Source organism: Embleya sp. NBC_00888 (assembly GCF_045207655.1).
GTDB lineage: Bacteria > Actinomycetota > Actinomycetes > Streptomycetales > Streptomycetaceae > Embleya.
The window spans coordinates 5,272,858-5,290,534 of record NZ_CP108785.1; the positions used below are offsets into that span (position 1 = coordinate 5,272,858).

Consider the following 17,677-nt stretch of genomic DNA (forward strand, 5'->3'; position numbering starts at 1 on the left):
CCGTCTCCTGCCACCGCCGACCTCCCCGTGAACGCGACCCGATGCCCGGTCAGTTCCCTTGCGGACCGCTCTCGGGAGACACCGGCCCGTCATTCCTGTGCCAGGTCATGCCGACGGAGAAGTTCGCAGCGACGGACGACCCGGCGATGAGGATCTTCGCGTCGGCCGACAGCGACATGCCGAATTGCAGGGTGGCCTCGTCCGGCGGGTACGCCATCTGTCGGCACTGCGTGACGAAGGCGTTCGCCACGGGACGGATGACGCTGAGCATCTGGCTGAGTGTCTCCTCGGCCCGCCCCACGGTGCGGCCGCCCCGGCCGACGCGCACCAGGCTTTCGTCGATCTCGTTCACCTGGACTCGGACGACGTCTCCGCCGGTGCCCAAGGGCACTTCGACGATGTGGGAGGACTGACGCTCGCTCATCGCGTCTGTCCACCGTCGGCGCGTGCACACGCCACAAGACGAGGGGGCCGGTGATCTCGACGTACCCGCAGCCCCGTGTCGCGGCGGCACGACTCATGGCATCGAGAGCGGTCCGGTGCCGGAACGAGGAACATGGTGCTCCATATCGAATCGACGATGCCGCTCCGCGAGGTCGGCCGGACGGAGCGGAGGTTCACCCGCGATCGTAGCGACGCAAAGGGGCCGGGACGCCCTACTTCCACCAGTTCGCAGCAGCCCGACCGAAGGCGGCAGACCAAGCGTCTGCCGTCGGACACCACTACTGCCTGCCCACGCTCTTTGGGCTTACGGGGTCCGTGATCGGCATCACTCCTCGCCGGTGCCGTTCGGATCGCGCACCGACCGCAGGCCGTCGGCGAGGCCGGGCCGTACGAACGGGTACGACCCGTTGATGAGGTACTCGTCCTTGAGCGGGGAGTCGCCCGCCGCCTGCAGGCCGGATGTTCCGATCACGGGCCCTGGTTCAAGGCCCGCGTCAGCTCCCGGTTGGCGGCGCGTGCCGCGTCGAGTTCGTCGGTGCGTTCGCCGAGTTCGGCTTGTGTCCCGGCGAGTTCCCGTTCGAGCGTGGCGATCCGTCGCTGGAGTCGGTCGACGTCGACGGGGGCGCCGAGTCCGGAGTCCGACCAGAGAGCCTCGCCCATCGTCTCGGACAGACGTTTCTCCAACCGTCGGATCTGGCCTTGCAGGCGGGTGTTGCGGTCCAGTGCGTTGGCCAGGTCGGCTTGCAGCGACGCTCGGCCGACCGCGGTCCGGTGTCCTTCGGTGTGCGGGGTGGTCGCGGCGGTGTGGACGCGTGCGAGGAGGTCGCGGTGGCGGTAGAGGAAGGCGCGGTCCACCTTCGCCGCGCGGGCGAGGGCCGAGACGGTGATGTCCTCGCCCGTGCGCAGGGCGGCGTCGAGGGCTTTGAGGACGCGTTCGCGACGCCGGGCGGAGTCGGCCCGGCGTCCTTCGATCATGGCGTTGTTCACGTGGTCCTGTCGGGGCGGATGTCGGGGAGGGGCTGGGGGATGCGGGGCAGGCCGAGGGAGACCACCCGGCGGGTGCGGCGGACCACCGCGACCGCGTCCCGGATTTGCGCGCGGTCGTCGTCGGTGAGTTCGTCCAGGTCCTCCTTGAGGCGGTCCACCAGGCGCCGGACGCGGGTGATCTCCTCGTCGGAGGGCATGGCCTCGGCTGCCGCCCAGCCGTCGGCGTGGGCGAACGCGGCCAGCCGCTCGCGGTTGCGCAACAGGTCGGCCAGGTACGCCTCCAGGTCGGGCAGATAGGAGATGTCGCTGCGGAAGTGTCCGCAGCCCACGCAGCGGAACCGAACCGGGCAGTCGTGTCCGCCCGCCGCGACGTTCGAGGGTTCGGTGCACAGGCCGTAGGGCACCGAGACCTCGCCCATCGCCCGGCGCGTGTGCTCGGAGTCCAGCAGCGCCTTCGCCGTGCGCCACACGCGCCGGCCGTGGCGGTCGAACTGCATCGCGGTGACCCGGTCGACCGCCTCGCGGCGGCGGTCCTGCCCGACCCGGTAGTAGCGCAGGGTGGTGCTCAGTTGGCGGTGGTCCATCAATTCCCTCAGCACGTCCGGCTCGACGCCGGCGTCGGCGTGCCGCTGGGCGTAGGTGTGCCGGTACGCGTACGGGAAGATCCTGCGCTTGTCGAAGGGCAGCATCCTGGTGACGCGTTCCCCGGCGACGTCGACCACGGTGGGCACGAGGATCTCGGGCAGGGAATCCACCCAGATCCGGTGTCGTGCGGTGATCCAGCCGTGGGTGGCGGCCCGGGTGCCGTCGGGGTTGGCGACTGCGGAGGGAAACAGCTTCAGGGCCGCGGTCGGCGTGTGCGGGAAGCGATCGCGCACGCGTTGCTGCTGGTCCAGGATCGCGACGGCGGTCGCCTCGGGCACGGGCAGGCGCCGGCCGTTCCGCAGCGCCTTGTGGTTGTCGTAGACCAAGACGGGTTTCCCGTCGCCGTCCCGGTCCAGGCAGGCCCAGGCCAGGCCGGAGATCTCGCCCGGTCGTCGACCGGTGTCGATCACCATCTCGACCGCGACGCGCAACTGGGGACCGCCCGCCGCCAACGCGTCGAGATGGTCGCACAGATGGCGCATCACCTCCACCGGCAGGTCGCGCCCGGCCTCGCGGTCCTGCGGATCGTCGGGGACGTCCTCCTCGCGCAGGTCGAAGTCGCCGGGCAGGCCGTGCAGGGCCCGGCCCGGACGGGCCAGCCCGAGCGTGCGCATCCGGGCCAGCAGACGCCGCACGTCCCGCACGTCCTCCACCCGACGGCTCGCCGCGATCACTCCCCGCTCCTCCAGGAGGCGCAGCCTCAACAGGAAGGTCACCACGTCGGCACGACCCAGCAGCCGCGGATCCGCGCCGTCGTCGTCGCGGTGCAGACGCAGACTCTCGGACAGGCGAGCCACCGCGTTGATCTGCTGCTGCATCGAGGCCCGGGGGTTGTTGCCCCGCCGCCGCGGCGCGTTGTCCAGGGCCCAGTCCTTCGTGGCCTGGCGCAGCCACGCCTGGGCGATCGCGTCGAAGCGGACCTCGCCGTTGAGGCCGAACGCGACGCCGTCCCAGACGTCCTTGTGTCGCTCGGTCTCCGGGGACATCCGGAACCGGCCCACGTGTTTGAGCAGTCCCTTCGCCAGCCGCCGGTGCCCGGTATCCAAGGAGTCCAGGTCCAGGTCGGCCAGCGAGCCGACCCGCCGGGCCCGGACCAGGTCACACAACGTACGAAGGTGGTGGTCCCTGTGCTTGGGGCCCGCCGCGACGCGTTGCTGCATCCCGTACAGAACCTCGGCGACCACCCGATCGGGCAGACCGCGCAGGCTCACCACGCCGGACTGGGCCACCGACGCGGCCGTCGCCTCCCACGTCCCCTCGTCCGCCTCCCCTCCCCGCCGCAGATCCGCGGCCCGGCGCTGGGTGTGCACCGCGCAGTACGGTCCCCGCCCGTCGCGATCCCTGTGGCACGCGGCCACCCGGCAGGGACCGAACCGCGGCAACGGCCGTACGTTCGGACGGCGAATGAATTCCTCCACCGGCACCCGTGCCTTCGCCCGCTGCCCGTCGTGCACGGCGCACAACTGCTTGAGGGAGGTCTTCCACGGACGACCGCAGTCGGGGACCCGGCACGGCGAGACCCCGACACCCTTCCAGTACCGCTTGGTCGTCGCGACGAACTCCTCGAAGCCCAGGCCCTCCCGCTCCATGCGCCGCGAACACCCGCCGCACAACCTGGGGTGCCCGCCGTCGAAGACTTGCTGGTGACAGCCGTCGACCGCGCACGCGTCGGCACTGAGCAACGGGTCGCCGGTCGGGAAGACCAGAACCCGCGCCGTCGGGTCGAAGCCCATGAGGGTGCGAAAGTCCAAGGCCACCGCCGCCATCATCGCGGCGGCGATGTCCTCGGCCTCGCCCGGTCGCGGCAGGGCGAGCGGGGAGGTCATCGCCGGCCCTCCTCGACGCGGACACGCGGGGAGGACACACGCTCGACCGCGTCCCGCAACCGGGACGCCTTCGGATGCAGGTAGGGGCGCGCGGAGGCCGGGTTCTCGTGGCCGAGCAGGGCCTGCACCTCGTCCAGCGAACCACCCGCATCCGCGACATTGCTGGCCATCGCGTGCCGACACATCCGCGAGGTCACGCGCCGCGAGAGCCCGGCCCGCCCGGACAACGACTGGACGATCTCGCCGATCGCCTCCGGCGTGACGGGCGAACCGTAGGGCGGCCGGGCGAGGTTGACCAGGACGAAGTCGCTGCCGCCCGCCCCGAGTACCTCGTGGCGCTCCAGCGCGTACTGGTCACAGGCCCGCACCACCAGGAAATCCACCGGCAACGCGTGCGACCTCCTGGACTTCGACCACGCGCCGTTCTCGTTCTGCCGCCGCACGACGTGAACGTGAGCGCCCTCGACCGCACAGCCCAACGACCGCGAGTCCATCAACAGATGCAGATCGCACCGGCGCAACCCCGCGACCTGCCCCCGACGCAGCCCCACCCGGGCCAACAGCAACACGATCAGCCGATCACGGGCCGAACGACAGGCCAGGAACATCGCCACGACCTCCTCGTCCGTGGCCCGGTCGACACCGCTCTCCTCCTCCCGGAGCCGGTGACGAGTACTCAGCCGATACCGCAACCCGCCGTCCTCACCCTGCGCCTCGAACGGCAGGTCCCGACTGTCGCCCACCTCGTAGATCTCGTCGAGAACCCAGCCCGGCACCGACTTCTCCACCACGGCGTGAACCAGGAACCCGCGCACCGCCGCAAGCACCGCGTTGATGCGAGCGTTGCCGCGCACCGGCTCGGAGCCCGGGCCCGAAACGACCACCCGACCCCGTTCCCCGTCGCCCGGCATCCACTTCAGCCACAGGATGAACAGCCCCATGTCCCGGGCCGCGGTCCGCCAGTCCCGCCCCGTGCCGGCGCACCAACGCAGGAACAACGCGACCCCACCCGCGTGGGCCTTCGTCGTCGACTCCGCCCGGTCACGGGCAAGTCGCAGCTCCCGCAGGAACCGATCCGCCTCCCGCACGACCACCAGGTCGTCGTCCACCACGGTCCAGTAGCCGGTACCCGAAGGCATCCGTACCGGGAATGCGCGCATCTCCACCTCTTGCTCCACGAGTTGATCCGCATCGATCCACCGCAGAGCCACAACCCCCAAAAAACCGCCACGGCACGCCCAACGAAAAGGCGCACTGCGACGTCACGCCACGGACTCGGAACCCCCAGAGAAGGTGACGGTGACGGTCGGCATCGCCACACCCGCATAACCCCACGTCCGACAGGCCCCCACCTGCCCGCGACCGACCCGCCGGCACGGAAGCGAGGGCCTGGTGACCAACCAGGCGAACAACACCCCCGGCCCCCGAACAACACCCCGAGGAACCCAACGGCCCCCTCGACGTCCGTACCGTCGTCCTCCTCGGCGCCTTCGCCGCAACGGTGTACATCACCCACGAACACCTTGGACTCGGCACACCGTTGACCGTCGGAATCGCCCTGCTCCTGGCGCTTCACCTCCTGATGAAACGCTGACTTGCGACGGGTCCGGCGCCTCGGCGCCGGACGCCCGGCATCGGGGACCGCACCCCGACTCGACTCGGGCGAGGCACCGAAAGTGACCGTGGTCCGCAGTGCTGCGCCCGATGACCGAGGGCAGCGGACGAACTGCCGTGCCCGGCAGGGCCCTCGTCCGACTTCCGGCGTCGACCGGCCCGATCGGGTACCCCTGCCGGGTGTAAGCGGCGTGCCGGGGCGGTGGGGTGAGGCATCCTGGACGCACTACGGCGGGGGTGAATCCCGGCTTTGCCGGATGGGGAGTTCTTGCTGTGATCAGTGACTTCGTCGATCGTCTTCCGCGTGACCGGGCTCTTCGGTTGATCGTCTCGGGCGGTGGGACGGGTGGTCACACGTATCCGGCCCTGACTGCGGTGCGTACGCTCCGGGCGAGGCGTAAAGCCCTTGAATGCTTCCTCGGCAGGCCGTCGGGCCTGGTCCCAGTCCGCGAGGGAGAACAGCCGCTCTTGTACTCCGTAGAAGGTTCGGTGACCACGCGGTCCATCACGGTGGCCGCCGAGGCAACCGGAGCCGACCCATGCAGCCAGACCGCGACGAGGGCGTTGTCCCACGTCTTGTCTCGTCGTGCGCGGTCAACTGCTTCGGTCGCGGCGTGGGTACCAGGCGCCGCCAGCGCAATCGATCGCACATCCTCGTAGAGCACGATGAATGCCTCGGCCAGGCGCTGATAGCTCACCACCTTCTGGTCTCGGCGCCAGCGTGATGTCTCTGACCGCACATCCCACAACCTCCCCACAACGAGACCGAGGAGGCCCGCCACAGCAGCCGGCAACGCCGTGCTCATAACACCCCGCCCTTCAGTCGATCAACCTGTGCGGCCTCGGGGTCCCAGCCGAATTCCTGCCCACGGCTCACGAACTCGGTCGCCTCGACCTCGTCTGAGTGTCTACGAAGGCGACGCGGCGCCGATGCGGTCCGCGTACGCGCGGTGAGCCTTGCGTGCGGCTGCGGCGCCGCCGGCGCCGGTCAGGACCGCGCACTTTGCGAGCGCGGTACGGTGCAACGCGAGCGGGGCGGTAACGTGCGCACACAGGTGTAGGTAGCGAGGTTGGCTGCGTTCTTGCCACTCACCGCGTGGTTCAGCGTTTGACGCAGCCGCAACTTTCACGGCCAACCCACCGACAACCGACAGCCAAGCCACTGACAGCTCCACGGCCAAGGACACTCGCGCCCGCACACGCCGCGACACCATCCACTGCATCGCGATGCAGTGCCGCAGCGGGTCGGAGTCGCCGGTGTCGGCGGCCTCCCGGTGACCGCACAGGTTCTGCGACCGTCGTCACTACGCCGAACGGCGGGCCGAGGTGATGATCATGGTGTCCGTTGCGGCGTCCCGGAGGGGCCCGACCCCCGCGCGGGCCTGTGTCCGGGACGCCGGTCGGTCCGCCGGCCAGGGGGTGCGCACATGTGGCCGGCGGACCCGAGTGGGGAGGCAAGGTCTCCGGCGGCCACGCGCGAACGTACACGCCCCTACCGACACGCCCGGTACGAGCCCGGCTCGTCCCCGGGCGTTACGTCCGATCGGCGCCCGACGTGGCGAGGCGGTGCGCGGTGACCCGCCGCCACCCCCGCAAGGCCCCCGCGACGTCGTGGTTGAGGTCGGTGATCGCGCGGGGCGGTGGCGTCGGCCCAGATCGGGTGCAGGCCGGGGACGACCGTGCGGGCCTCGCCGTTGGTCAACGGCTCCAGGCGGATGCGGCGGTAGGTGAACGAGCGCAGGTTCGGGGCCCGTTGCGGCAGCGCCGTGCCCCAAGCGGGGCGCCGATCGCGAACAGCGCGACATCGACGCGCGGATGCTCCACGTCGTCGACCCGCACCGCCTTGACGTGTTTGCGCGGCACGACCGGGTGCCCCTCCCGCTCCCGGAACGCTCCCGCCGCGGCCGGGATCGGCGTGCGCGGGTCCGGGGCCGCGTGCTGGGCCGGCATCTCGGCGGCCGGCTCGACGCTGGTGGATCTACTCTGAGGGCCCGGAGGAGGGGGTGCCGTGGAGCGAGGTGTTCGGCTGGTGCGGGACTTGGTCGCGGTTGTGCCCGGTTTCGAGTGTGTTGCGTCACGATCGGATCACCCCGCACGTCCGGCTCGACCACGGCCGGCGCTCATCCGGATGCGGCAGGTCCGCATCGAAGTCGGCTGCCGGTAAAGCCTGTTGCCCGTCCCGCCCGCTCACACCACATCAACGACCGCCAAACCGGGAAGCCGCGGGTCAATGGTCTGCGAGCCCCGGCTTCGCGGCATTGAGCGGTCACCTATGAAACGTGCCGTGCCCCCGCACTCGTCGCGGGGTGAGGTCCGCCGGCGGCCGGCGTGGCTGCGGCGCGCCTGGGCGCCGCGCCGCCGGCCGGGCACTTGTCCCAGCCGGCGGCGCGTCCATGCTCGCGGCGGGCCTGTCTGTTTGCCGGCCGTGGCCGACACCGGCGGGATGTCCCGTCACCGCGATCGGACTACCTGGCGGCCTGCGGATCGGCGGACTGCGTGTCTCCCATCTCCACGCGGAAGGGGTATGTCCCGGCTGCGGTGAAGGTGTCGTGGATCGGCATGATGAGCGAGGTGAGGCGACGGACGTTGGCGTCGCCGATCGGCGTCCACAGCGCGGCGCAGTGCGCGTCGGTCTCGGCCTCGATCTGCTCGCGCGCCGCGATGCCGGCATCGGTCGCGGTGCCGTCGGCGTTGAGCCAGCCGCGTGCGACGAGGCGTGTCGTTGCCGCGGCCATCTCCTCGTCGTTCCACAGCCGGGTGGCGCGTGCGATCGCTTCCGGGAAGTGTCCTGTCGCGGTTTGCAGAACGTTGCAGTCGCACGGCCCGAGGTCGTTGGCGGCGAGCACGATGAAATGCGCGTCGCCGCGCCACTCGCGCAGCACCGTGATCTGCTGCCACAGCGCGACGAGCGGGTCGGATGGGAGGGGGACGGAGGCGTTGGCGGCAGCCATCGTCTTTCCGGCGTAGTCGGCGCCGGCGACGACCGGGGCGATCAGCGATCGCGCCTCGGCGATCTGATCGGCGGTGAGGTTCACGTCGACGCGCTGCAACGCACGATCGACGGCCGCGAAGCGAGCGGCCTGCCACTGCTCCGGCGTTGCGGTATCCCACACGCCTGCCATGGCCTGGACCGACCGCGGGCTGAAGTTGTAGAAGGTCGCGAGTGTGACCTGCCACGGGACTGCGCCCATCGGGGCCGACCGGAACGCGAAGTACGCCGGTCCGTACTCGGTCACGCCGAGCTTGGCGGCCTCCTCCGGTGCCTCGGGGACGAAGTAGACGAACAGGTGGGTCGCGTTGATGGTGAGGCTGACCTCGCGAACGGCGTTCATGTCCATGTTGGCACGACCAAAGGTGCCGGCGAGATGCATCGCGGGTTGTCTCCTGGCAAGTCGAAGGATCAACGTCGGGTGAGGGGCGGCGCAAGGGTGACCGCGCTCAACCTCACGCGGTGAAGTGCAGGATCGTCTGTGACCTATCCGGGTATGTCAGGGCGGCTCTGGCGCGGTGATCCGTGCGGAGACTGCGCCGAGTTCTTGTACTTCGATCCGGACTGTGTCTCCGGATGCCAGGTAGGGGCGGTGGCCGGACAACTCCTGGATGCAGCCGGTGCCCACGGGGCCGCTGGCGAGTATGTCGCCGGCTCGCAGCGTGGTGCCGCGCGACGCGTGCGCCGGCATCTCGCCGAACGACCAGTGGATCTCGTCCCAGCTGCCGCCGCCGTAGTGCTCGTCGTTGACGTATCCGTCCATCCGCGACGCGTAGCCCTTGCCCGAGCGGTAGGGCTCCAATTCGTCGGGGGTGACGAGGAACGGGCCGAGGCTGGTCGAGGCGTCCTTGCTCTTGGACGGGCCGTACACGAACCCCATCTCGCTTGCCGAGATATCGCGTGCGCTCCAGTCGCAATAGACCAGGTAGCCGGCGATGTGCTCCTCCGCCGTGCCGGCGTCGAGGTTCGAACAGTCCCCGGCGATCACTGCGGCGACCTCGACCTCGTAGTCCCACAACCGCGCGCCCGGGGCGATGGGGATCTTGTCGTGCGGTCCTTTGATCGCCGCCGGGTTGGAGAAGTGAAAGAGCGGATACTCGTACCAGACCGGGCTGACCGTGCCGTCGCCGACGGCTGCCTTTCCCGCGTTGCCGACGTGGCGCTCGAACGCGGCGAAGTCCCGAACCGCCGGGGGTACGGGCATCGGCGCCAGCAGGTGGGCCGTAGCCAGCTCGACGATCTCGCTCGGTTGCCTGGTTGCGGCGGCCGCCAGCCCGCCTTCGGCGCGCAGCAGCTCCAGCAGGTCCGTACCCAGGGCGTGGATTTCGTTGTCGTGCACCACGCCGCAGCGTGTGAAGCCGTCCGCGGAGCGGTAGCTGACCCACCTCATCGGGCAAGCACCTCCCGGGTGCAGTCGTGGAGTCGCCGTGCGCCGGCGGGGGAGGAGGCCCGGGGGTCCGGGGGGCCGGCGACCCCCTCGCTCACGGCGACGGGCCGGCCAGGAGTGCCGGAGTCCAGGAACGGCAGGGTCTTCCCGACGGCGATCACCGCAGGTTTACCGGTCGCGCGAAGACGGCCGATGCGCGCGGCCTCGGCATTGTCGGTCCCGACGACCACGACCCGGTCCCCACGCCCGAGACGGACACGGGCGATGCCGTGCCCGATGCCGTCCGTGCCCCCGGTGATCACGACCGTCTTCATGCGGCCACCGTCCGCGCGAACTTGCGGATCTCCTCGACGAACAGCTCAGGCTGCTCCAGGGCGGCGAAGTGGCCGCCCGCGGGGATGTCGTCGTTGAAGTAGCGCAGGTCGTGGTAGGCGCGCTCGGCCCAGATGCGTGGGGTACGCGTCAGTTCGTCCGGGAAGACGCTGACCCCGACGGGAAGGTCCAGCTCGGTCGGAGCGAGCGGCTGCCGGGCGTACTCCCAGTACAGGCGGGCGGAGGAGGCACCGGTGCCGGTGAACCAGTAAAGGGAGATGTGGTCGAGGATCTCGTCGGGGGTGAGGGCGTCGGGCCGGACCCAGTCGAGGAACTTCTCGTAGATCCACGCGGCCTGCCCGGCCGGCGAGTCGGTCAGGGCGTAGCCGATGGTCTGCGGCCGGGTGCGCTGCACGACGTGGTATCCGGAATGGACGGCGAAGAAGCGGCTGCCCTGTTCGAGTGCGGCCTTCTCCTCAGGGGTCGGGTCGTCGCCGACCGGTGGTGCGGCGAGGAACTCGGGGAAGTTGACGTGGATCGCACGCAGGCCCGTCGGGCGCTGCGCCCCCATGCGGGTCGCGACGACACCGCCCCAGTCGCCGCCCTGGGCCAGGTAGGAGTCGTAGCCGAGGCGCCGCATGAGCACGCCGTACGCGCGGGCGATCCGGTCCGGGTCCCAGCCTGTCGAGGCGGGCTGGTCGGAGAAGCCGTAGCCGGGCATCGAGGGGACGACGAGGTGGAAGCCGTGCTCGGTGAGCGGGCCGACGGTCTTGAGGAACTCCAGGAACGAGCCCGGCCACCCGTGCAGCAGCAACAGGGGAGTGGCGTCGGGCCGGGGCGAGCGCACGTGCATGAAGTGGATGCCGAGACCGTCGATGGTCGTGCGGAACTGGCCCAGCTCGTTGAGCTGCCGCTCGAGCTTGCGCCAGTCGTAGCCGGTGGCCCAGTAGCCCAGCAACTCCTCAAGCCGCTCCCGTTGCACTCCCTGGGTGCCGTCCGGCGCTGTCTCCCGGTCGGCAAGGCGTACCCGGTGGAGTCGGTCCTTCAGATCCTCCAGGGCACTGTCCGCAATATCGATGCGAAACGGTGTCACGCTGTTCGATGTCATGATCACTACGGTGCGGCCACGATGGGTTCGCGGTCCAATGATTGTTCCGCAACGCGTAATACGGTCTGCGTATAAGGCCGGCTAGAGTGGGATGGTGTCCGAACGCTTCCCCGCCCCCGTCGACCTCGACCTCCGGCTGGTGCAGTGCTTCACGGTGGTCGCCGAGCACCAGCACTTCGGCCGCGCCGCCGAGGCGCTGCACACCACCCAGCCGTCGCTGAGCCGGCAGATCCGCCGCCTCGAACAGCAAGTGGGCGCCCGCCTCCTCGACCGCACCACGCGCGGCACCCGGCTCAGCGAGGCCGGCGAGATCTTCCTGCCCCAGGCCCAAGGGCTGCTGCGCGCCGCGGTCGAGGCGATGGCCCGCACCCGGGCCGCGGCCCGACCCGGCAGCATCACCATCGGCTACACCAAGGGCCTGGTCCTCACTGCGGCCGTGCGGGCCCTGCGGGACCGCCATCCCGATGCCGAGGTCCACACCCGCCTGCTCGCCTGGAACGACTCGCGCGGCGCGCTGCTGGAGCACCGCGTCGACGCGGTGGTGACGCGCCTGCCGTTCCCCACCGACCGGCTGCGCGTCACCGTCCTCTACGACGAACCGCGCGTGCTGGTCGTGCCCCGGGACCACCGTCTGGCCGGCAAGGAGTCGGTCACCCTCGACGACATCGCCGACGAGCCGATCCCCCACGTACGCCAGTCCGACCCGTTGCTGAACGCCTACTGGCGGCTCGATCCCCGGCCCGACGGGCGGCCCGCGCCCGACGGCCCCCTGGTCGAAGCCCTCGAGGACAAACACGAACTCATCGCCGCCGGGCAGGCCGTGGCCATCGGGCCGCCCCTCGACTACGCGACCGGCCTGCATCCCAGCCTCACCACCATCCCGTTGCACGGGGTCGAACCCAGCCAGGTCGTGCTCGCCACGCGCACCGGCGACCGCAGCCGCCTGGTCACCGCCTTCCGCAAACACGCCGAAGCTCTGCTCACCGGAACCCACGAGGCCGGACCGACACGAAAAACGTGATCCGCGACGGCTCCGCCCGCATACACGAGCGATCATGGCCCGTGCTTGATCTGCCGCCACGGCGCCTCGACGAGATCGGCGGACTCGTCCGAGGACTCGACGCGGGGCCGGCGGACCGCAGACCCTGAACACCCGCCTCACGCCAGGCCCGATGCCACCGCTGCACCGACCGACGCGCCACCCGTGACTCCGACGCGATCACCGCGTTCGGCTCACCGCGCTCGAACCGCTCGGCGGCATTCAACCGCAACCGCTCCCGCGCCGCCCGTTCCTTGGGAGCCGGCCCACCACTTTGCGCATCCGGCGTATCCGCGGCTTGGCCTAGGGATCTTCCGACCGTCCACGACATCACGACGAAAACGTCCGGAACCCGGAATCTCGTTCCCAGGCCGTGGCCGAACGCGAAACCCGCCCCGGGGACATCCTCGTCCTCGACACCGAACCCCCCGACCGCTCCCACGACAACGCCTTCACCGACACCTCACAGCGCCGCGTCGCCGCCCGCGCCCCGGCGGCTGGCCCTGACCGCCCGCCTGACCTGGAGCGTCGACCGCCGCACCCCCTTTGATCATGCGGGGGGAGAGCTGACGTCGCCGTCGCCGACACGCTCTCCGAATCACTTCCGCGGCGGTGCGGGACGCGCTCCGGCTTCGGCGCCGAGCCCGGCGAGGTCGGCGTTTCCTGCTGCGCTGTCGAGCAACGTGGTGGTAGTGCGTTGGATGTGTCGCACCAGGACGTCGACGGCGGTGTCGGTATCTCGGGCGAGCACGGCGTCGAGCAGGGCACGGTGCTCGCCGGCGACGTCACGGTCCTCGTCGGGTCCCAGGAGCCGGGACCAATGAAGGTAGAGCTCAGCGCAGTCGCGGAGCCCGGCGGCGATGCTGCGGAGGCGCCGATTGGCGCAGCCGTCGAGGATGCCGGCGTGGAACGCGGCGTGCGCGCGGGTCCACGCCTCCGTGAGACGCGCGGGATCGTCGGGACGGCTTTGTGGCGTACGCGCCAGGGTGTGGTGCAGGGCGATTACGCGCGATTCCCACGCGAGGTCACCCTGCGCCAGGGACTCACGCAGGGCCAGGCTCTCGATGTGAATCCGAGCGGTGGTCAGGTCGGTGAGGTCCTCGGCCGACAGCGGGGCGACTCGGTACCCCTGCTGGGGCTCGACATGCACCAGGTTCTGTTCCGACAGCCGGGACAGCGCTTCGCGCAGCACTCCCATGCTGGCGTCGTATCGCTCGCACAGCCGAGCGAACGGCAGTCGAGAGCCCGGAGGAAGTCGCCCGGTCAAAATATCTTCACGAATCGCCATGAACACGACTTCACCGCGAGTCGTCACCCCTTTTGACATGCCGACACCCTAGCGCTGATGCGACACTCAGCATGAATGTCGAAAATCATCTTGTGTGTCGGATGATCGGCGGGCTACTGTCGCCGATGTCCGGATGTGGCGCGTGACGGCTGAGATGTACGACGCCGGCCCCGCAACGAGCCTCGAGCCGACCAGGCGAGCCGGCCTCACGGCGTCCGACACCGTCGCATCCGGCAGTGTCCCGGGATGCATACGCGCATCCCGCGGCGTCTTGTGAAACACATCGAAAGAGCGGTCCCCGATCATGGCAACCCATAACGAGTCCCCCGCCGCCCCGAGCGATACCCGTTTCGTCCGAACGCAGTTCGGCCGCATCGCTTACACGGACTCCGACCCCGACGCCGAGCTCACCGGCGCCCCGCTGGTGTTCGTGCACGGAAACTCCGCGTCCCGCGCTGTTTTCCGCGCGCAACTCGACGATGATTTCGGGCCGCGGCGGCTGCTGGCTCTGGACCTGCTGGGACACGGCGAGTCCGACAACGCGACGGACCCCGAGCAGGCGTACACGCACCGAGGTTACGCAGCGACCATCGTGGAGGTGTTGACCGCGCTGGGCATCAAGCGAGCGGTCGTGGTCGGCTGGTCGCTCGGCGGGTACATCGGTCTGGAGCTCATTCCCCGGTTCCCCGGTCTGGCGGGGCTGATCATGACCGGTACACCACCGGTCGGCAAGGACACGCTGGGTGACGGATTCCTCCCGACCGCCGACCTCCGGTACGCGGGCGTCGAGGACATCACGCTCGCCGAGGCGGCGGACTATGCCGACCAGGTCACCACGCCACCTGCACCGGAAGGGGTGCTCAGCGACATCCTGCGCACGGATGGGCGGGCGCGGCGCGTCATGTTCGCGTCCGTCTGGGCGGGACACGACTTGGACAAGCGGGCACTCGTCGCGACATCGTCCGTGCCACTGGCGATCATCGACGGACGTGAAGATCCCTTCGTGAACCGCACCTATGTGGACTCTCTGACCTATGCCGCGCTGTGGCGGTCGACGCCCGTCGTCATGGACGGATGCCGCCATGCGCCGTTTCTGGATAATCCGGCGCAGTACAACGAGTTGATCAGGGAGTTCCTTCACGACAACAAGCTCTGATCATGTGGGGGTGAGGTGCCACGAAGGTTCCGGACAGGGACCCAATAGGGTTGTCCTGTAAGGAATCGAGGAAAGCAGCCGATGGCACGTCCCAGCTCGTACACGCCGGAGTTCCGCGAGGAAGCGGTTCAACTGGCGCTGAAGTCCGCTCCTCGGCCGATCGCGCAGACCGCGCGAGAACTCGATGTGCACCCGGAGACGCTCCGAAACTGGGTTCGGGAGTACAAACGCGAGCACGAGAGCACCGACGAGGCGTCCTCCGTGGACGAGCGCGCCAGGCTGAAGGAACTCGAACACCGCGTCCGTGAGCTGGAGTTGGAAAACTCCTTCCTGAAAAAAGCCGCAGCGTACTTCGCGAAGGATTCCCGGTAGCCGGAAAGTACGAGTTCATCGAATCGATGCGACTCGACACCGCGGAGTACGCCTATCCCGTCGCATTCATGTGCGATCGCCTCGGCGTGTCCAGGTCCGGATACTACGAGTGGCGCCACCGCCCGGAATCCGTGACCGCACAACGGCGCGAGGAATTGGCGCTGCTCGTCGCCAAGGCCTTCGAGATGTCCGACGGCACCTACGGACATCGCCGCATCCACGCCCAGCTGCTGCGCTGGGGCGCCCCGGCCGGCCCGGAGCCGGTCCGCCGGATCATGCGCGACCTGGACCCGGTGCCCTGTCAGCCTCGCCCGAGGCGCCGGTCGCAGACCCAGCCGGAGTCCGCGCCCGTGCCGGACCTGGTCGGCCGCGACTTCGGCGCCTCGGCTCCCGGCGAAAAGCTCGTCGGGGACATCACCTACATTCCGACGGCCGAGGGATGGCTTTATCTGGCAACCGTCATCGACTGCTGCACCAAGGAAGTCGTCGGCTACGCGATGGACGACCACTATCGGACGCCGCTGATATCCCGGGCGATTCGCAACGCCGCGCGGAACCGCACCCTGGCGAGAGATGCCATATTCCACTCGGACCGCGGGAGCAACGGTGGATTCAACCGGTCGTCGCAACACCCTGATCTCGGAGGTGTGCGGCGTGGCCACGGCGGACTGGAGTTTGAAGACCAGCGATGTTCCGGAGGGGCGGCGTCGGCAGTGGCGCGCTGACCGTGCGTTGCGGCCGGCGATGCGTTCGCCCGGGCGGCCTGATCCGTCTCGGGTCGTGCAGCGCCAGTTCTGGCGACTTATCGCCACGGGGGTCACGACGGTGGAGGCGTCGCTGGCGGTCGGCGTGTCGTGGCCGGTGGGCGCGAGGTGGTTTCGTCACGCTGGCGGCATGCCGCCGATCTCGTTGGCCGAGCCCTCGGGCCGGTACCTCACGTTCGAGGAGCGCGAGGAGATTGCGATCCTCAGGGCGACGAGCAAGGGCGTGCGCGAGATCGCCCGCGCCCTGGGGCGTGACCCCGGGACAATCTCTCGCGAACTGCGCCGCAACGCCGCCACGCGCGGCGGCAAGCAGGAGTACCGCGCGACGGTCGCCCAGTGGAAGGCTCAGCAGGCGGCCAAGCGCCCGAAGAGCGCGAAGCTCCTGGGCAACGACCGGTTGCGTGAGTACGTGCAGGAGAGGCTTTCGGGGAACGTTCACCGGCCTGACGGGACGGTCGTCGCGGGACCGCGGACGCCTCCGTGGAAGGGGCTGAACAAGCCGCACCGGCAAGACAGGCGGTGGGCGACAGCATGGAGCCCGGAACAGATCTCGCACCGGTTGAAGGCCGACTTCCCCGAGGATGAGTCCATGCGCATCAGCCACGAGGCGATCTACCAGTCGCTGTTCATTGAGGGCCGTGGCGCGCTCAAGCGGGAGCTGGTCGCCTGCCTGCGCACCGGGCGGGCACTTCGAGAGCCTCGGTCGAGGTCACGGAACAAGCCGCAGGGGCATGTCACCGCGGATGTCGTCCTCGGTGAACGTCCTGCGGAGGCCGCGGACCGCGCGGTCCCGGGGCATTGGGAAGGCGATCTGATCATTGGGACGGGCCGGTCCGCGATCGGCACGCTCGTCGAGCGCAGCAGCCGATCTACACTCCTGGTGCATCTGCCGAGGATGGAGGGCTGGGGCGAGGTGCCGCCGGTGAAGAACGGCCCGCCGTTGGGCGGTTACGGCGCCGTCGCGATGAACACTGCCCTGACTGAGTCGATGACGAAGCTACCCGAGCAGCTCCGCAAGACCCTGACCTGGGACCGCGGGAAGGAACTCTCCGGGCATGCCCAGTTCGCGCTCGAGACCGGGACGAAGGTGTTTTTCGCCGATCCGCACTCGCCCTGGCAGCGACCCACAAACGAGAACACGAACGGGCTGCTGCGTCAGTACTTCCCGAAGGGCACCGACCTGTCCCGGTGGTCCGCCGAGGACCTCGAAGCCGTTGCCCTGGCCATCAATAACCGACCCCGCAAGATCCTCGGCTGGAAGACCCCGGCCGAGGTCTTCGAGGAACAGCTACGCTCACTACAACAACCCGGTGTTGCAACGACCGGTTGAACTCGCCAACTACATGTCGGTCGAGTACGCGAGCCTGCTCGGTGAACTCGGCCTGCGCCGGTCCGTCGGCCGTACCGGGATCTGCTTCGACAACGCAATGGCCGAATCCTTCTTCGGGGTATTGAAGAACGAGCGGGTCTCACGCGTGAGTTACCCGTCTCGCGACGCAGCCCGACGGGATATCACCCGGTACATAGAATTCTGGTACAATCGCAAACGCCTTCACTCGGCCGTGGGTTACCGCCCTCCACGCGAAGTACATGCCGAGTTTGAAGAGTTGCGACTGGCCGCATGAACTGACAGCCGGGCCCTGTCCGAAGAACGCGAGGCCCCTCAGGATTCGCTGTCGGCCCATCAACGCGCGCCCCGAACGCCCGCTGTCTCCCGGTGAGTCACCTACACCCGAAACGCTCCCG

Annotated in this window: 18 protein-coding genes; 6 read left to right on the forward strand and 12 right to left on the reverse strand. The window is 69.5% G+C overall.

Translation table 11 applies throughout. From position 1 onward, the window contains the following. Positions 1–49: 49 nt before the first annotated feature. The 10 genes from OG948_RS57475 to OG948_RS57520 all read right to left on the reverse strand — a co-directional run bounded on the left by OG948_RS57475 (position 50) and on the right by OG948_RS57520 (position 11,312). Positions 50–352 (reverse strand): CU044_2847 family protein, encoded by a 303-nt coding sequence (locus OG948_RS57475; RefSeq protein WP_406300819.1) that lies wholly within the window; start codon positions 350–352, stop codon positions 50–52. Positions 353–769: 417 nt separating this feature from the next. Beyond that, complete coding sequence (locus tag OG948_RS57480) at positions 770–916, reverse strand: hypothetical protein (protein ID WP_331773031.1); 147 nt, start codon at positions 914–916, stop codon at positions 770–772. Further along, the gene (locus OG948_RS57485; protein WP_406300820.1) at positions 913–1,431 is read right to left on the reverse strand and encodes a DUF6262 family protein; all 519 of its coding nucleotides are present in this window, start codon (positions 1,429–1,431) and stop codon (positions 913–915) included. Before OG948_RS57485 ends, OG948_RS57480 begins: the two co-directional genes overlap by 4 nt. Next, positions 1,428–3,902, reverse strand: a complete 2,475-nt coding sequence (locus OG948_RS57490; protein WP_331773033.1) for a site-specific integrase — start codon at positions 3,900–3,902, stop codon at positions 1,428–1,430. The genes OG948_RS57485 and OG948_RS57490 overlap by 4 nt, the downstream gene beginning before the upstream one ends. Continuing rightward, entirely contained in the window at positions 3,899–5,080 is a 1,182-nt protein-coding gene (locus OG948_RS57495; protein WP_331773034.1) for a tyrosine-type recombinase/integrase, read from the reverse strand. Before OG948_RS57495 ends, OG948_RS57490 begins: the two co-directional genes overlap by 4 nt. Positions 5,081–5,866: 786 nt before the next feature. Continuing rightward, a complete protein-coding gene (locus OG948_RS57500; RefSeq protein ID WP_406300958.1) occupies positions 5,867–6,214 on the reverse strand; it encodes a hypothetical protein in 348 nt (115 codons plus the stop codon). Positions 6,215–7,981: 1,767 nt separating this feature from the next. After that, positions 7,982–8,854 carry an SCO6745 family protein gene (locus OG948_RS57505; RefSeq protein ID WP_406300935.1) on the reverse strand — a complete coding sequence of 291 codons (873 nt, stop codon included), beginning with the start codon at positions 8,852–8,854 and terminating at the stop codon, positions 7,982–7,984. A 150-nt stretch (positions 8,855–9,004) separates the two neighbouring features. Next, positions 9,005–9,895 carry a fumarylacetoacetate hydrolase family protein gene (locus tag OG948_RS57510; RefSeq protein ID WP_331773036.1) on the reverse strand — a complete coding sequence of 297 codons (891 nt, stop codon included), beginning with the start codon at positions 9,893–9,895 and terminating at the stop codon, positions 9,005–9,007. After that, entirely contained in the window at positions 9,892–10,206 is a 315-nt protein-coding gene (locus OG948_RS57515) for a hypothetical protein (RefSeq protein ID WP_331773037.1), read from the reverse strand. Before OG948_RS57515 ends, OG948_RS57510 begins: the two co-directional genes overlap by 4 nt. Beyond that, positions 10,203–11,312 (reverse strand): epoxide hydrolase family protein, encoded by a 1,110-nt coding sequence (locus OG948_RS57520; RefSeq protein WP_331773038.1) that lies wholly within the window; start codon positions 11,310–11,312, stop codon positions 10,203–10,205. Before OG948_RS57520 ends, OG948_RS57515 begins: the two co-directional genes overlap by 4 nt. Positions 11,313–11,406: 94 nt before the next feature. Between OG948_RS57520 and OG948_RS57525 the strand changes: the two genes are divergently transcribed. Continuing rightward, positions 11,407–12,333 (forward strand): LysR family transcriptional regulator, encoded by a 927-nt coding sequence (locus OG948_RS57525; protein WP_406300821.1) that lies wholly within the window; start codon positions 11,407–11,409, stop codon positions 12,331–12,333. On the opposite strand, the gene OG948_RS57530 is transcribed toward OG948_RS57525, so the two are convergent. Both OG948_RS57530 and OG948_RS57535 read right to left on the reverse strand, forming a co-directional pair. After that, on the reverse strand, positions 12,293–12,682 hold the full coding sequence (locus OG948_RS57530) for a helix-turn-helix domain-containing protein (RefSeq protein ID WP_331773640.1): 390 nt from the start codon (positions 12,680–12,682) through the stop codon (positions 12,293–12,295). The genes OG948_RS57525 and OG948_RS57530 overlap by 41 nt on opposite strands. Before the next feature lie 267 nt (positions 12,683–12,949). Then, positions 12,950–13,678, reverse strand: coding sequence for a GntR family transcriptional regulator (locus OG948_RS57535; protein WP_406300822.1), 729 nt, complete (start codon positions 13,676–13,678; stop codon positions 12,950–12,952). Between the two features lie 265 nt (positions 13,679–13,943). On the opposite strand from OG948_RS57535, the gene OG948_RS57540 reads away from it, so the two are divergent. The 5 genes from OG948_RS57540 (at position 13,944) to OG948_RS57560 (ending at position 17,556) form a co-directional block, all read left to right on the forward strand. After that, a complete protein-coding gene (locus tag OG948_RS57540) occupies positions 13,944–14,795 on the forward strand; it encodes an alpha/beta hydrolase (protein WP_331773041.1) in 852 nt (283 codons plus the stop codon). Positions 14,796–14,876: 81 nt separating this feature from the next. After that, positions 14,877–15,167: a transposase gene (locus OG948_RS57545; protein WP_331773042.1), complete on the forward strand. Its 291-nt coding sequence runs from the start codon at positions 14,877–14,879 to the stop codon at positions 15,165–15,167. A gap of 26 nt (positions 15,168–15,193) precedes the next feature. After that, on the forward strand, positions 15,194–15,892 hold the full coding sequence (locus OG948_RS57550) for an IS3 family transposase (RefSeq protein ID WP_331773043.1): 699 nt from the start codon (positions 15,194–15,196) through the stop codon (positions 15,890–15,892). A gap of 169 nt (positions 15,893–16,061) precedes the next feature. After that, complete coding sequence (locus OG948_RS57555) at positions 16,062–17,261, forward strand: IS30 family transposase (protein WP_331773381.1); 1,200 nt, start codon at positions 16,062–16,064, stop codon at positions 17,259–17,261. Then, complete coding sequence (locus OG948_RS57560; RefSeq protein WP_406300823.1) at positions 17,242–17,556, forward strand: integrase core domain-containing protein; 315 nt, start codon at positions 17,242–17,244, stop codon at positions 17,554–17,556. Before OG948_RS57555 ends, OG948_RS57560 begins: the two co-directional genes overlap by 20 nt. Positions 17,557–17,677 lie beyond the last annotated feature (121 nt).

Excerpts from the sequence above, each read along its gene's own strand:
- OG948_RS57490 (WP_331773033.1), bottom strand. The coding sequence starts at position 3,902 with ATGACCTCCCCGCTCGCCCTGCCGCGACCGGGCGAGGCCGAGGACATC.
- OG948_RS57545 (WP_331773042.1), top strand. The coding sequence starts at position 14,877 with ATGGCACGTCCCAGCTCGTACACGCCGGAGTTCCGCGAGGAAGCGGTT.
- OG948_RS57515 (WP_331773037.1), bottom strand. The coding sequence starts at position 10,206 with ATGAAGACGGTCGTGATCACCGGGGGCACGGACGGCATCGGGCACGGC.
- OG948_RS57510 (WP_331773036.1), bottom strand. The coding sequence starts at position 9,895 with ATGAGGTGGGTCAGCTACCGCTCCGCGGACGGCTTCACACGCTGCGGC.
- OG948_RS57540 (WP_331773041.1), top strand. The coding sequence starts at position 13,944 with ATGGCAACCCATAACGAGTCCCCCGCCGCCCCGAGCGATACCCGTTTC.
- OG948_RS57550 (WP_331773043.1), top strand. The coding sequence starts at position 15,194 with ATGCGACTCGACACCGCGGAGTACGCCTATCCCGTCGCATTCATGTGC.
- OG948_RS57520 (WP_331773038.1), bottom strand. The coding sequence starts at position 11,312 with ATGACATCGAACAGCGTGACACCGTTTCGCATCGATATTGCGGACAGT.
- OG948_RS57505 (WP_406300935.1), bottom strand. The coding sequence starts at position 8,854 with ATGGACATGAACGCCGTTCGCGAGGTCAGCCTCACCATCAACGCGACC.
- OG948_RS57530 (WP_331773640.1), bottom strand. The coding sequence starts at position 12,682 with ATGTCGTGGACGGTCGGAAGATCCCTAGGCCAAGCCGCGGATACGCCG.
- OG948_RS57555 (WP_331773381.1), top strand. The coding sequence starts at position 16,062 with ATGCCGCCGATCTCGTTGGCCGAGCCCTCGGGCCGGTACCTCACGTTC.
- OG948_RS57535 (WP_406300822.1), bottom strand. The coding sequence starts at position 13,678 with ATGTCAAAAGGGGTGACGACTCGCGGTGAAGTCGTGTTCATGGCGATT.